The 14233-nt window shown below is 39.5% G+C and carries 13 protein-coding genes; 6 read left to right on the plus strand and 7 right to left on the minus strand.

Translation table 11 applies throughout. From position 1 onward, the window contains the following. Window positions 1–47: 47 nt before the first annotated feature. The 3 genes from B879_RS06475 to B879_RS06485 are packed head-to-tail and all read left to right on the plus strand — an operon-like array spanning window position 48 to window position 4990. Window positions 48–1508, plus strand: a complete 1461-nt coding sequence (locus B879_RS06475) for an IPT/TIG domain-containing protein (protein ID WP_009184354.1) — start codon at window positions 48–50, stop codon at window positions 1506–1508. Between the two features lie 12 nt (window positions 1509–1520). After that, window positions 1521–3920, plus strand: a complete 2400-nt coding sequence (locus tag B879_RS06480) for a TonB-dependent receptor (protein ID WP_009184355.1) — start codon at window positions 1521–1523, stop codon at window positions 3918–3920. Between the two features lie 5 nt (window positions 3921–3925). Continuing rightward, the gene (locus B879_RS06485) at window positions 3926–4990 is read left to right on the plus strand and encodes a DUF4249 domain-containing protein (RefSeq protein ID WP_009184356.1); all 1065 of its coding nucleotides are present in this window, start codon (window positions 3926–3928) and stop codon (window positions 4988–4990) included. On the opposite strand, the gene B879_RS06490 is transcribed toward B879_RS06485, so the two are convergent. Then, window positions 4987–6324 (minus strand): saccharopine dehydrogenase C-terminal domain-containing protein, encoded by a 1338-nt coding sequence (locus B879_RS06490; protein WP_009184357.1) that lies wholly within the window; start codon window positions 6322–6324, stop codon window positions 4987–4989. The genes B879_RS06485 and B879_RS06490 overlap by 4 nt on opposite strands. 135 nt (window positions 6325–6459) lie before the next feature. On the opposite strand from B879_RS06490, the gene B879_RS06495 reads away from it, so the two are divergent. The 3 genes from B879_RS06495 to B879_RS06505 all read left to right on the plus strand — a co-directional run bounded on the left by B879_RS06495 (window position 6460) and on the right by B879_RS06505 (window position 8108). Then, window positions 6460–6942: a cytidine deaminase gene (locus tag B879_RS06495; RefSeq protein ID WP_009184358.1), complete on the plus strand. Its 483-nt coding sequence runs from the start codon at window positions 6460–6462 to the stop codon at window positions 6940–6942. Beyond that, a complete protein-coding gene (locus tag B879_RS06500) occupies window positions 6942–7589 on the plus strand; it encodes an alpha/beta hydrolase (protein WP_009184359.1) in 648 nt (215 codons plus the stop codon). Before B879_RS06495 ends, B879_RS06500 begins: the two co-directional genes overlap by 1 nt. Window positions 7590–7667: 78 nt before the next feature. Next, on the plus strand, window positions 7668–8108 hold the full coding sequence (locus B879_RS06505) for a UPF0158 family protein (RefSeq protein ID WP_009184360.1): 441 nt from the start codon (window positions 7668–7670) through the stop codon (window positions 8106–8108). 119 nt (window positions 8109–8227) lie between these two features. On the opposite strand, the gene B879_RS06510 is transcribed toward B879_RS06505, so the two are convergent. The 6 genes from B879_RS06510 to obgE all read right to left on the minus strand — a co-directional run bounded on the left by B879_RS06510 (window position 8228) and on the right by obgE (window position 14192). Beyond that, on the minus strand, window positions 8228–9535 hold the full coding sequence (locus B879_RS06510; RefSeq protein WP_009184362.1) for an ABC transporter permease: 1308 nt from the start codon (window positions 9533–9535) through the stop codon (window positions 8228–8230). Further along, window positions 9528–10430, minus strand: a complete 903-nt coding sequence (locus tag B879_RS06515) for an ABC transporter ATP-binding protein (RefSeq protein WP_009184363.1) — start codon at window positions 10428–10430, stop codon at window positions 9528–9530. Before B879_RS06515 ends, B879_RS06510 begins: the two co-directional genes overlap by 8 nt. 39 nt (window positions 10431–10469) lie before the next feature. Next, window positions 10470–11357 (minus strand): toast rack family protein, encoded by an 888-nt coding sequence (locus B879_RS06520; RefSeq protein WP_009184364.1) that lies wholly within the window; start codon window positions 11355–11357, stop codon window positions 10470–10472. 79 nt (window positions 11358–11436) lie between these two features. Next, the gene (gene dnaJ / locus B879_RS06525; protein ID WP_009184365.1) at window positions 11437–12543 is read right to left on the minus strand and encodes a molecular chaperone DnaJ; all 1107 of its coding nucleotides are present in this window, start codon (window positions 12541–12543) and stop codon (window positions 11437–11439) included. Between the two features lie 9 nt (window positions 12544–12552). Then, on the minus strand, window positions 12553–13125 hold the full coding sequence (locus tag B879_RS06530) for a nucleotide exchange factor GrpE (protein WP_009184366.1): 573 nt from the start codon (window positions 13123–13125) through the stop codon (window positions 12553–12555). Window positions 13126–13196: 71 nt separating this feature from the next. After that, window positions 13197–14192 (minus strand): GTPase ObgE, encoded by a 996-nt coding sequence (gene obgE / locus B879_RS06535; RefSeq protein ID WP_009184367.1) that lies wholly within the window; start codon window positions 14190–14192, stop codon window positions 13197–13199. Between the last annotated feature and the right edge of the window lie 41 nt (window positions 14193–14233).

The following is a 14233-nucleotide window of genomic DNA, read 5'->3' on the forward strand; positions in this document are numbered from 1 at the left end:
AAGTAATATTCAATTAAATTTAACGCTCTTTAAAGTATAAACCTTAAATGAAAGTAAGAATAGTAGTAGCTTTATCTTGCCTGAGCTTACTGGCAGGTATATTTTTTTCTTGTGAAGAGGACCTTGATTTTAATCCTGCGATTGTTACAGAAGATGTGATTTTTGCAAGTGCTGAGAGATTTAGGATTTCAGGAAGGATTATTACCAATCAGAGGATAGATGCCAGTGATCATGGATTTCAAATCGCGGATAATCCTCAGTTCAACCAACCCATCATTGTTTCATTGGGAGAAAGAGAAAACCCAGGAAGATTCCTTGGTGAAGTTGATGGGTTAAATTTAAATACCAATTACTATATAAAGGCATACATCGAGATTGGGGGGCAGTCTTTATTTGGAAATACAATTGAAGCCAGTACCTTATCGCCAGCCATTTTAAGCTTTACACCCCAGACTGCACCAGCGGGTGATATTGTGACAATCAATGGTAAGAACTTTACTTCTGATACAGAAGTGTTTTTTGGGGATCTAAAAGCAGATGTAATAGATATTTCTTTTGAATCTTCTATACGGGTACGGGTACCTTCAGGAGGAGATATTCCTACTGTTAGTATTAGGGTGGTGAATCAGAATTTAGAAATAGTATCTGAAACTAGCTTCAGGTATATTTTGGGAAGATATACATTGATTGCTGAGTTCCCTTCAACGGTACGTGTATTTGATGGGATATCCTTGCAGGAAGGTGATGTTTTCTATCTGGGTAAAGGTTCAAATACTGGGCAATCACTTAACGAAAAGATGTGGCGTTATCAAGTAGGAGATGTAAACTGGCAGGAAATTGATCTCCTAGAGGAAAATAAATGGAATGCCTTCTCAAGTAGCAGGTATTTTGGTGGAGGGTTTTTAGGTGTAAATGTATCTTCACCCAATACGAGGACATTCTTTAGATTACAGAATGGGATAATTACCCAACTTGCAGATTTGCCCTTTAACGTTTCCGATGCAGTGGCCTTTGAAATTTCTGGAAAGTTGTATTTGGCGGGAGGAAGTTTGGGAAATGTCATCAGGAAATATGATCCCACTACGGGCAATTGGAGTACTGCAGGAAATACACCATTTTTAGTCAGTAGCAGTACGCTATCATTTACTTTTGAAAATAAGCAGTATTTTGTTAATCCAGAAGACAGTCAGATACTTGCTTACAATCCAGTCCTTGAAAATTGGGAAGGTATTACCCTATTTCCTGGTACGTTAGGGGCAGGAAAGGGAGTGGCTACAGTAGTTGGTAATAAGGCCTATTTAGGGCTTGGTACTGGAACTGCGCAATTATGGGAATATGATTTCAACAATGGCATTTGGACCCCAAAAATCAATTTTAATGGGATCAGTCTGGCAAGAACAGAAGGTGTATATGTACATGACGGAAAAATATATTTTGTGAGAAGTCCTCAAGGGCAGTTTCCTGGAATTCGATCTGAATTTTGGGTTTTTGATCCTGATCGATTCTAAAATAAGGTCAATATGAAAATAAAACTACTATTAATACTTTCATTGGTTTTGATTTTTATTTTTCAAGGGTTTTCCCAAACGAGGAATGTTGTAGGCCGTGATATCGGTGAATTGAAAAATCTTAAAATCAGTGGAAGGATTATTGATCAGATCACTGGAGAGGCCCTTGTTGGCGCTACTGTTACTGTCCGGGAAATAAACAAAACTGAAATTACCAATACCAATGGAAATTTTAACCTGGTGTTGGATAGGGCAGAATATATCCTTGAATTCAGGTATGTAGGTTATGAAACTGTAATCTATCCAATTGTAGCTGTAGGGGAGGGAAGGATCAATATCACCATGATCCAAGAGGATTTTACCTTGGATGATGTGGTGATTTTTGGCAGAGATCCCGAAAAGAATATCAGAAGTACGGAGATGGGTGCCATCAGTGTCAGTATGAATACCCTGAAGGAGTTGCCTCCATTTTTGGGAGAAGTGGATATTATTCGGTCTGTGGCTACATTGCCCGGAGTTTCTCAAGTGGGAGAAGCCTCCTCAGGTCTTAATGTTAGGGGTGGAGGTGCTGATCAGAATTTGATCATGTTTGCAGGTGCACCTGTTTACAACCCTTCGCATTTATTTGGGTTATTTACAGCATTTAACCCTGATGTAGTCAATGATTTTACCCTTTATAAGGCTATTATCCCTGCAAGATTTGGGGGTAGAGGTTCATCCATTTTGGATATAGCACCAAAATCAGGAAGTCTCACCAGATGGGGGGGGGATATGATGGTAGGTACCGTTACTGGTAAAGCCTCAGTCAACGGTCCCATCGTCAAAGATGTTGTTTCTGCCCAATTAAGTTTTAGAGGTTCCTATATCAACTGGTTGTTGAATTCTCTCAATAATCCAGAATTAAGAACCAGTCAGGCTAATTTCAATGATGTCAATGGTATTATTTATGGCGAGATCAATGAAAATCACAACATTACGTACAGTTTTTATCGAAGTTATGATGATTTTGCTTTGGCTTCAGACACGACCATTTCCCGGACGAATCAAAGTCAATCCGTTCATTATTCTGGAAGATTTGGTGAAAAAACCGAGGTGGATTTGATAGGTTTCCACACCCTGTACGATTTTAGTATTTTCAATCAATCCGGAATTAATAATTTTGACCTGTTATCAGGCATTATTGATACCGGACTTAGGCTAAATCTCAGGTATAATTTCAGTGAAAGAAACAGTATCAGTTTTGGAGGGGATACCAAAAGAATCACCATTCAACCTGGAGAATTGATTCCAGGAGGCAATGGTGAGTCAGGGGTATTACCACAAAAGGTACAGAATGAATATGCCAATGAGTCAGGTTTTTACTTTCAGCATGATTTTGAGGTAGGGGAGAAACTCGGGTTTTCTTATGGAATTCGTTATGATATTTATCAATATTTTGGTCCTAGAACCGTTAGAGAATATGCTCCGAATCTTCCCATAAACAGTGCGAATGTCATTGGAGAAAGAACTTATGAGGATGGGGAATTGATTCAAACTTATGATGGCTGGGGGCCTAGAGTATCTATGCGTTATTCTATAGATCCTAGGACTTCCATAAAAGCAGGTTATAATAAAATGTATCAGTTTATCCATTTAATTTCCAATACGGCCACGATTGCCCCAACGGATGTTTGGAAATTGAGTGATCAGTTTTTAAGGCCTCAGATTGTAGATCAGTACTCTCTAGGTATCTATAAAAACTTCAAAGGAAACATTTTCGAAACTTCTGTAGAGGTATATTATAAGGACATTCAAAATGTGGTAGAATATAAGGATGGTGCCAGGCTATTGCTCCAAAATAATCTAGAAACTGAAATCATACCAGGGCAAGGCCAAGCTTATGGCGTAGAGATGTATGTGAAGAAAAATCTGGGTAGAGCTACAGGCTGGGCTAGCTATACCTACTCAAGGGCGCTCAGAAGGGTGATTACTCCCTTTGAGGAGGAAATAATCAACGATGGGAATTGGTTTCCTTCCAATTTTGACAGGCCCCATGACCTGACCCTAATAGGAAATTACAAGCTCAGTTCCTTTACTTCTTTGTCTGCCACTTTCTTTTACAGTACCGGTAGACCTGTAACTTTCCCTGAAGCAAAATTTGATTTTGCAGGGAATTCTTTAGCCTTTTTCAGAGATAGAAACCTGCAAAGGATTCCAGATTTTCACAGGCTCGATTTATCTCTAAATTTTAAATTTGAAGGCAAAGGCAAGTTTTATGATGGCGATTGGACCTTTGCCGTGATGAATGTTTATGGAAGAAAAAACCCATTCTCCATATTTTTTGCTGATCAGCCTGGATCACCGCCACAAGCTTACCGATTAGCAATTCTTGGGGTACCACTACCCACATTGAGTTATTCCCTTAAATTCTAAAGTACATGTTGAAAAGATTACTAGTTATATGCTTATTGATACCTCTTTCCTGCATTGATCCATACAATATCGGACTTGAGGAAGGGGAACAGCTGCTTACCGTTGAAGGGTTTATCAATACCATGCCAGGTCCGCATGTAATCAAGTTGACCCGTACAGATACCTATGGATCAGTTTTTGAAGGTTTGATCAGGCCTGTAAGACAAGCGCAGGTGATTGTGAGGGATTCAGAGGGATTGGTGACCTTTTTGGAAGAGATTGAACCAGGTGAATACCAAACGCCAGCTGGATTTGCTGCCCGTATCGGTTTAAGCTATACCTTGCAGATTCGCTTATTGAATGGTAGAGAATATACCTCTTTCCCAGAAAGGGTCAACCCTGTGGCTCCCATTGATTCTGTTTCGATTAGAAGTGTGCAGATTGCCACCGAAAACAGATTACAGGATCGGGTAGGGGTGCAATTGGTGGCGCATTTCAAGGATCCGGAAGAACAAAATAATTATTATTATTGGAGGACCAAGCCCGGGACTTATGTGGTGGTGGCCAATCCTGAATTATTCACCAACCCTCCCACTCATCCTACTAATCCGAGAGGACCCAACCCAAAAGACTGCTGTGATATTTGTTATTTGACTGAAAATAACCGGCTACGGGATTTTAGCATAGCCTCAGATGAGGACTTCAATGGGCTGGAAACTTCACAAATCATTACTTTCATTGAAGACAATGGTACCAGGTTTAGGAGAACTTTCAGAACAGAAGTGCTTCAAATGGGCATATCTCCAGAAGCCCACCGTTTCCTTAAGTTAGTCGATCAGCAACTGAGCATTACAGGGAGTGTTTTTGATCAACCACCTGCAAATATTAGGGGAAATATGATCAGTTTAGATGATCCAAATGAACTGGTACTTGGATATTTTATTGCTGCAGATGTACAGTCTCAGGTGTTATATATCAACAACGCGGATTTGGAGTTTCGCGCAACCCCAAGAATAATTCCAGATGATTGCAGGCTGGTACCCAATGCCTCAATTAACCCTCCCCCATTTTGGAATCCACCTGCGAATTAAGCCTTTTTTAATTCAGAAGTTTCTTTGAAAACAATGCCTTCCTCTTTGAGTTTTTGGAGGATTGGTTCATAGAAATCTGAAGAAATGGGCAGTTTCAGACCAGTGGCCTGGATCAATCCATCCAGGAATAAATCTATGGTAATCGCCAAGGGTAACCCCACGGTTTTGGCCATGGCGGTGTATATCTGGTCTTCTCCTTTGCACACCAAGCTTGAGGTGATGGTTTTGATGCCAGATGGGGTTTCTACATCAAATAAGTGCTGCATGACGATCATGTCTTTGTCTTCTGGTTTGAGCGCCCATTTCACTTCTAATAAATCCTGAAGTAGGCTAGCTGGGCTGCCCTTGGTTTTTGTCATGGGCTTATTATCTAATAAGCCAAGCCATTTTATTTTATCCAATATTTCTTCATTTACCCAAGGCAATAAATCCTTGATTTTTTCCTCTACCTGATTGGATTCATGGTAGGGTAAAAAAGTATTGATAAACTCCCTATAAGTAAAACCTTCCGGTAGATCCATTTCAAAAGTATCATTGGTCATTCCAAGCTGCACGAATACATCCCAGCTCCTGCAAAACCCCGCCCTTCTTAAAGTTCCCCGCAGCAGTGTCGGTATATTTTCTAAACCATAAACAGTTCTGTAAGTCAATGAATCTCTATTGGGATAACCTTCAAATTCACCAACTTCTTCAAAATGGATTTTTTCCAATCTCCTGAACAGCATGTGGTAGGGAACGTATTTGTATTTTCCATTACGGATAAATCTTGACATGCCCTGACCGGCCAATACCACATTTCTCGGGTTCCAGGTAAATTTATATTTCCATGGATTGTCTTCGCTTTCAGGGGCCAAAACCCCGCCTGTAAAGGATTTGAAGGCTACGATTTTATGTCCTTTCTTTTTTTCATCATCGATGATTTTCATAGCGGACATATGGTCAATCCCTGGGTCCAACCCACATTCATTCAAAAAAAGAAGATTGTTGGACTCAATGTCAGCTTTCATGGCTCGCAATTCTTCTGACTCATAAGATGCAGTAAAAAAATGCTTACCTAAATCAAGGCAATCTTTTGCAATTATGGGATGCATAAAAGCGGGAAGCATAGATACGATAAGGTCTGCCTCGGCAATAAACTTTCTCCTGGATTTCTCATGATCTATGGCCACTTCTATTGCTTTTCCAGCAGGATGATCTTTCACTTTTTGCTGGGCATTTTCCAGTTGAATATCTGCTACAATTACCTGTCTTTTTTTGTCGATTGCCGAATTCAATAAATATTCAATCAGGTATGTAGAGGATTTACCAGCTCCGAAAATCAGTATTTTTTGCATCGCGTCAGTGATATTAAATTGAATCTACAAGTTGGTAAAAAAGTATCAGCAGCAAAAGCCAGTAGCTATAAATTAGATTCTAGGGAACTTTCCGATTTTTTTTTCGTTAATTGAATCCCTTTTTAATGGAAAATTATGCGTCAAAAGATTGAGATGAAAGTGTTTCTTGAGGTTTATCCACCTCATGAATGGTCCGATCAAGATCGGGTTTTAACAGAAATGGCCAAAGAAATCATGCATAAGGCGCATGCTCCATATTCTGATTTTTTGGTTGGTGCAGCCTTACTCTTGGACAATGGTAAAATGTTTGCTGCCAATAATCAGGAAAACGTATCTTTTCCTGTTGGCGTCTGTGCTGAAAGGGCTGTTTTAAGTTATGCTATAGGCAACTTCCCTGAATCCAGGCCCGTAAAGATCATTATTGTTGCAAAAAAGAGGGAGGCAGGAAGGTATGCCACTGTGACGCCTTGTGGCTTGTGTAGGCAAACCATCAATGAATATGAAGTGAAGTTCGATGCCCCTATTCAGATCATGATGTTAAGTCCTAACGGTGATCTCTTATTGGCACAAAGCATTGAGGCCTTGTTGCCCTTTAGATTCAACGATTTAAATGCCTAATGAAAAACATTGTCAGATACGAACACCAAGCCCATTATCGGCTATCTCATTTGGTGAACAGAAAGGAAGAAGAAATCCTATTTGCTTTACATGGATATGGGCAACTTTCGGAATATTTTCTTAAAAAACTACGTCCCATCTTCAGTGATGAACGATTGATCGTAGTTCCTGAAGCCACCAATTATGCGTATTTGGAGGGGTTTTCCGGTCGGGTAGGGTCTAACTGGATGACCAAACATGAAAGGGAATCAGCCATAGCAAACAATATTAATTATCTTAATACCCTCTTGGAGGCTATTTTGGTTAAGTACACCCATAAACCTCTCTTAAAAGTACTTGGCTTTTCACAGGGGGCAGCTACTGCTACAAGATGGGTGAGTCAGCTTGAATATCCGGTCAAAACTTTGGTGTTGTGGGGCGGCGGGTTTGCCCATGATTTACATCCCGTCACAACAGCTCAGAAATTGAATGGTAGCAAATGTTATCTCGCAATAGGTGATAAGGATGAAATCATTACCCAGGAATCCTTAGAAAAGCAGGAAGCCCTGATCAGTGCTTTAGGCGTTACTGCCGACAAAGTAAGTTATTCAGGAGGACATGATTTGGATATCAGTGTATTGGAAAGTCTGATTGAGGAAAATAAATAGACTCAACTGAGTCGAAAAAAGAGTTTGATTTTAATTGACAGATAGTTAATTTTCTCAAAATTTTATGATTTGTTTCAAATGCTAACCCTATCTGAAAAAGAAGTTGAAAATATAGCGGCTCAGCTGCTTAAAGGGATGATCTGTTTTTACCAGTTGGATAAGAAAAAAATTCATCACTTACCAGACGACGAGGATTATTTCAATTATGACCTTACTCCAGAGGAAGAGGACATTTTGGATGAAATAGATGATAATCCGGAGAATTATGCAGAGTTCACCAAAATGGAGCCTGCACAGGAACATCAAATGATGGAAACTTTTGCAGACAGGATTGTCAAAGAAAGGAATTTTCAGGATGATTTATTCAATGCACTCAGTAAGCCTAAAGCAGCTACAGCATTTAAGTTTTTAATAGACAGCTCGGGTAAATACAGAGACAAATGGATTTCCTACAGACTGGATAAATACAAAGACTGGATAAAGGAGCAGGTAGATAGCTTCAATTATGCCGAGGAATAAAAAAGTGGCTGTCCCTATTTATAAGACAGCCACTTTTTTATTCTGGCAGGTATCTGAATCAAATTTCATATAGCCAAGTCTCAGGTCCTTCATTTCACTTATGATACAAGCTCTTTGTTTTAATCTGATTTGACCCATTTCCATATTGTTTTGTAGTTTACCTTTGTACCATGAATCAGTATGCCAATGCGATAGATTTTTCCAGCCAGCCAGGTAGTGCAAATAAATCCCGTGATGAGCAGGCCAATTGATAATAATAGCTCTGAAAAAGGGATTCCATAGCTTGCTCTGCCCATCATGGCAATTGGTGAAGTCAGTGGTATGATGGAAAGCCAAAACGATGCATTGCTATTGGGATCATCCAAAACAAAGATGAATAAACCCATATAGGCAATAAGAAGTGGTATTGTGATGGGTAACATGAATTGCTGAGCTTCTGATGGTGCATCTATTGCAGCTCCAATGGCGGCGAATAAAGCACCATATAGTAGATAACCACCAAGAAAATAAAAAATAAAAGTCATGATCAACTGAAAGAAGTTGATACTTTGAAGTACCATAAAGGTTTGGTAAACATTATTATCGGGGTACATCTGTCCGCTTAACTCAGGACTACCTAACTCCATCAGTTGCTGTTGTGGCATTTGGAGTCCTAAGTAGCCCATTACAAAAGCAGAAAGTGAACCTATTAGAACTATCCATATTAAAAACTGGGTAAGACCAACAGCACCGATCCCTATGATTTTACCCAACATCAACTGAAAAGGCCGGATAGAAGAAACCAATATTTCGATGATTCTGCTTGATTTTTCTTCTATTACCCCCTGCATAATCTGGTTACCATAGATAAAAATGAAAATATAAATCAGTATACCTGAGATGAAGCCGATAATATAGTTTACAGAGGCATCAGAGATTTTTTCTTCTCCTGAAATGTCAAGCGTCACCGTTTGAAGTGTCACTTTAGTTCTGTATGCATCCAAAACATCTGGGTCTATGCCAGCTTCAAAAAGCTTCTGTTCCTCTATTCTTCTTTTTAAACTATTTTCTATGAAGGTTCTTAGGCCGATGCTAGGTGTGGTGCTGCTGTAAAATGTGATTCCGGAAGGATTGGAAAGGTCCAAGGAGGGAATATGGATCGCGCCAAATCTTTCCCCATCCCTAACCATTCTCTTGGCCTCCTCAAAAGATGTATTGGAAAAGGAAAAGGCATATTGTTCTGAGCTTTCAATGAAAAAAAGGTTATTTTCATCTACTACTTCAATTATACTTAAATAGAGACGGTCCACATCATCCAACGCTATCCAAATGAAAATCCCCATTATGGCAGGAAAAATCAAAGGCGTCAGCAAGGTGGCCAAAAGAAAGGATTTTTTCTGTACTCTGGAAAGGTATTCTCTTTTGATGACAAGCCAAACTTTATCCATTTTCGTGCATTTTAACCTGTTGGATAAATATTTCCTCCATGCTAGGCAGAATTTCTTTAAAGCCGACAATCTCCCCAATCCCTAAAGCTTGTTGTAGCAGCTCATTGACCTTGCCTTCTTCAATGAGTATATGGTAGGAATGATACTCGCCGCTTTCCATGCAGTGCCATGTCGCTGGGACATTCAAAGTGTCAGGGTTTTTAATTTTCAACTCAAATGTATTGGTCCTGAACTGATTTTTTACTGATTTTAGTTTACCCGAAAGTATTTTTTCAGATTTATTAAACATGGCGATCTCATCACAGAGAAGTTCAACAGATTCCATTCTATGGGTGGACAATAAAATTGTAACTCCTTTTTCTTTTAATGAAAGGATTTCATTTTTGATAAGTTCAGCATTAACGGGGTCAAAACCTGAAAAAGGTTCGTCCAAGATCAGAAGTTCCGGTTCATGAAGTACGGCAGAGATAAACTGTACTTTTTGAGCCATACCCTTAGAAAGATCGTCAATGCGCTTGTGTTTCCAATGGCTGATTTCCAACCTTTCCAGCCAAGCCTCTACTTTATTTTTAGTCTCCTCAGAAGACAGACCTTTTAATCTTGTGAAATAGATCAATTGGTCCCAAACCTTCATTTTTTTGTATAGCCCCCTTTCTTCGGGCAGATAGCCTATATTCTTTATGTGGGTTCTTTTTAATGGCTGGTTTTTAAACAGTACTTCTCCGGAGTCTTGGTCAATAATCTGATTGATTATGCGGATCAATGTTGTTTTACCAGCACCGTTTGGCCCCAAAACGCCAAAAATACCACCTGAAGGGATAGATAGGTTGACATTGCTTAACGCTTTGTTATTTCCGTAAGATTTGTTGAGTTGCTGAATTTCTAAAATGTTCAAAGCCTTGGTATTTGGCTAAAATTAATAAAAGTTCTGAAATTATCGGATAGTGACTGATCCGACAGAGACATCTATCATCAAGCTTAATAGATTTTCAGCTTTTTCATCGTAGGACTTGTTTACATAGGTTTTGTTTCCAATGTCTTTCCAGTGTTTTGGAATTGAAGTCCTGCACATGGCAGTGGATTTAATTTTGACAATGGCAGGCTGATTTTCGTTGGGTAATTGTAAGTCAACTTTTCCTGCTCCAACCGTAGCGTAGATCTGACTTGATTCCGGCATGCTTTCTGAAAAATTCAAATTTAAACTTCCGTAATTTGCCTCAAACAACATGTATTTGGCGTTGGTTAAATTGAGATGGTTGGCCTGGAGGGTTCCCATATTGATGCTGATATGCATGGTATCCATCTTGACAGAATTGGCCTTCTTTTTACTATAATCTAATGTGATATCAGCACTTGCTGATTTTATATGGCAATTGGATATTGGTAATTGGGATAGGTCAAAGTGTGCTTTTCCAATCCCAAATTGAAAATTAAGCGCGTATAGGTAATTGGAATTCAGATTTACTGTCCATTTGTGATCAAAGTCATCATTTTGTGACGAAAATAATTTATATGAAAGGCTTTTACCTAAATTTTCAGACTCTACATTGCGGTGGATAAGTTCTGAATACAATACCTGATCTTTTATATTATGGCTAAAATCAGGGAGAATATTCACCTTAGATAACTCACAGTTAATTTTAATAGGTGAATCGTCTATATGTCTGACGATTTTTGAAGTTCCTTTGTAGATATTGAAATCAACTTGCACTAAGCTGAACCCATACTTTTCTTCTACCTTGAACTCTTTGGTCAGCTGTGCCCAGGTGTTAGCCTGCCAACCAAAAAAAAGACATAATAGTAGGGATAATCTATTTAACATACGGATTGATTACGTCTTACATCCCAAAAGGTTTATTATCCCCATAAAAAAAGCCGGAATTTACTCCGGCTCCAAATATTTAAAAGAATTCTTTCATTTTATCGAAGAAACTTTTTTCTCCTGACCCTGGATCAGGCTTGAAATTATCTGAGTTCCTCAAAGCTTCCAAACTTTGCTTTTCCTCCTTGGATAATTGTTTAGGCACCCATACGTTGACATGAATCAGCTGATCTCCTTTATGATAGCCATTAATGTCTTTTATACCCTTACCTTTGAGTCTTAGTATTTTTCCGGACTGAGTTCCGGGGTCAACCTTTATTTTTACCTTTCCATCTATGGTGGGTACTTCTATCTGCGATCCTAATGCAGCATCGATGAAACTGATGTAAAGGTCATATACTACATTATTGCCATCTCTTTGAAGAACATTATCTTCAATTTCTTCAATAACAATCAATAAATCTCCTGGAATACCACCTGCGGTTTCATTCCCTTTCCCTGACATGCTCAACTGCATACCATCTGCGACACCTGCAGGAATATTGATGGGTATGATCTCCTCTTTTAAGATAAGACCCCTGCCATCTGCTTCAGCAGGTTTTTTGTCAACAATCTGACCATTCCCTCCGCAGGCATGACAGGTGCTGGCCGAAACCATTTGACCAAGCATGGTATTGACTACTTTTTTGATCTGACCAGAGCCTTGGCAGGTAGTACATGTTTTGAAAGTTACTCCGTCAGCCAATACCTGACGTTTTACTTTGATTTTCTTTTCAACCCCATTGGCTATCTCTTTAAGATTCAATTTAAGCTTTACCCTAAGGTTGGTGCCTTTTTTGGTTCTTCTTCCTCCTCGTCCTCCTCCGAAAAAAGAATCGAATCCACCACCACCGAAAATATCGCCAAATTGAGAGAATATGTCTTCCATATTCATACCTCCACCACCAAATCCACCATTACCACCCAGGCCTTGGTGACCAAATTGGTCATAGCGTTGACGTTTTTCAGCATTGCTGAGGACTTCATAGGCCTCCGCTGCCTCCTTGAACTTTTCTTCGGCCTCTGGGTTGTCCGGGTTTTTGTCTGGATGGTATTGGATAGCCAGTTTTCTATAGGCTTTTTTTATTTCCTCGGGAGAAGCCCCCTTAGAAACTCCTAAAACCTCGTAATAATCTCTTTTCGCCATGATATTATATTATGCTCCTGTTACTACTTTCGCGTAGCGGATTACCTTGTCGCCCAAAGTATACCCTTTTTCCACAACGTCTATAACCTTACCTTTTAGTTCGTCATTTGGAGCTGGGATTTGGGTAATAGCTTCCTGTGTATCTGCATTAAATGGATTCCCTATTAAGTCATCCATTACCTTCACACCTTTATTTTCTAATGTTTTGATCAACTTATAGAAAACCAGCTGATTACCCTCTCTGACTTTTGTGGCATCTTCTTCTTTTTCGTTGGCCTTGAAAGCCCTTTCAAAATCATCAATAATAGGAAGTATTTCCCGAATCAGATCTTCAGATGCCGTGGTGATAAGGTCTAAACGCTCCTTTGCAGTTCTTCTTCTGTAATTTTCAAATTCTGAGTATAATCTGAGGTACTTATCTTTTAACTCTTTTACTTCGATTTCTAACTTTTCTTCCACTGATGATGTAATTGTGTCTTTTGGATTTATTGCTTCTGCTTGGGAAGCATCCAAGTCACCCTGTTTCACATCTTGCTCCTGAGAAGTGGTTTGCTCTTCATTCATGATTTCTTTCTCACTCATCTTGATCAAAATTTAATATCTATCAGTAATCAATAAATTTGCCAGTAGCGTTTTCCTGACAAACTGACACTTTATTGACTGGTTATGGCCTGCCATAACATGTCCTTCAATTTGTCTAAATTGAATTGTGTGACAGATGAAATAAAAATCGAGGGCAATTCTTTGGGAATATCTTTCATCATTTCTGCCATCAACTCCTCATCCAGCATATCAGCTTTTGTTATGGCCAAGAGCCTTTTTTTGTCCAAAAGCTCTGGATTATATTTCTGCAATTCAGAAAGAAGTATGTTGTATTGTTCTGTAATGCTGTCGGCATCAGCTGGGATCATAAATAGTAAAATGGAGTTTCTTTCAATATGTCTTAGAAACCGTAAGCCCAGTCCTCTCCCTTCTGCCGCACCTTCAATAATACCGGGGATATCTGCCATCACAAATGATTTATCATCCCTGTAGGGAATGACGCCCAGATTAGGTACCAAGGTTGTAAAAGGATAATCCCCGATTTCAGGTTTAGCTGCTGAAATAGTGGATAGCAAAGTGGATTTGCCAGCATTGGGAAAACCTACCAGACCTATGTCTGCCAAAAGTTTCAGCTCCAAGATGATCCATTCTTCGATTCCGGGTTCACCTGGCTGGGCATAATGAGGTGCCTGATTGGTTGCTGTTTTAAAGTGATCATTACCGAGCCCTCCTCTGCCGCCTGGGGTTAGAACGACTTCTTGACCGTCTTCTGTAATTTCAAAGCGGACCTCTTGTGTTTCAGCGTCCTTGGCTACAGTCCCTAGAGGTACTTCTAGGATAACATCTTTGCCTTCACGGCCTTTTCTTCGGCCTCCTTCTCCACCTTTTCCGTCTTCAGCAATGACATGCTTTTTATATTTTAGGTGCAGTAAAGTCCAAAGTTGGGCGTTTCCTTTCAAAATGATATGACCTCCCCGGCCTCCATCGCCTCCATCAGGTCCACCCTTTGGTACATGTTTTTCTCTGCGAAAATGTACAGAACCACTTCCGCCTGCACCCGACCTGGAACAGAATTTTACGTAATCTATAAAGTTGCTATCTGCCACTTGTTCACTAGTTTTAAAATAAAATGGCTAAGCTTTTAAGC

Origin of the sequence: Cecembia lonarensis LW9 (genome assembly GCF_000298295.1) — a bacterium.
GTDB lineage: Bacteria > Bacteroidota > Bacteroidia > Cytophagales > Cyclobacteriaceae > Cecembia > Cecembia lonarensis.